Source organism: Vibrio sp. D173a (genome assembly GCF_030248475.1).
In genome coordinates this window covers 1-574 of record NZ_JAHGAH010000439.1, presented here as the reverse complement: position 1 = coordinate 574, position 574 = coordinate 1, and the positions used below count along the sequence as shown (strand labels likewise).

At 44.3% G+C, this 574-nt stretch carries 1 protein-coding gene and 1 pseudogene; both read right to left on the bottom strand.

What is annotated here, in order from left to right; all coding sequences use genetic code 11:
• Positions 1-203 (bottom strand): annotated as a pseudogene (locus KIV40_RS26570) (hypothetical protein); the annotation flags it as partial.
• A gap of 64 nt (positions 204-267) precedes the next feature.
• A partial coding sequence (locus KIV40_RS26565; protein ID WP_285352175.1) for a DUF1007 family protein occupies positions 268-574 on the bottom strand: 307 nt, incomplete at its 5' end.

The window sequence follows — 574 nt, the reverse complement described above, 5'->3', positions numbered from 1 at the left end:
AGGTAACTGCCTGCCGCCCACGGTGCAGACTTAGCTTCATAAAGCAGGTCTGTAAGCTGAGTATTGACTTCTCGTTGCCATTGAATACTAGCAATCACTAGCGATGGCCACATAGACCACAACTGATAAGCACCTACAACAACAAGCAATAAAGCACCAGCACCGATCAAGCAGTGACTCGTTTTGAATTGATTTCTTTGCATTGAACTAGAACCTATAATTCTTCTTTTTTATCACACAGCATTACTGAGAATCAGTAACCTTGGCTCAGTTAAGTTTGATTGTTTGAGTAAAGAGCTGACCCAAGGTGTTATCAGGGTCGGCATCAACTGACAACGACATTGCGTAGCTCATCTGTTCTGGAGTCGGGTTAGGTTCAACCAACTCAAGCGCACACTGCCGCTCTAACTCAGGGGATAAGCTAACGTCGCTCTGAGAATTCCAGGACATGTCGACAAAATAACTCGGGTCAAAGATGAGTAGGCGCAGCGTATCTCTTGTGACAGCTTTAGGTTTAGAAAGTGGCAGATCAAAAGTCATCACCAGTTTCGCTTTATCACGTTCAAATTTAGCA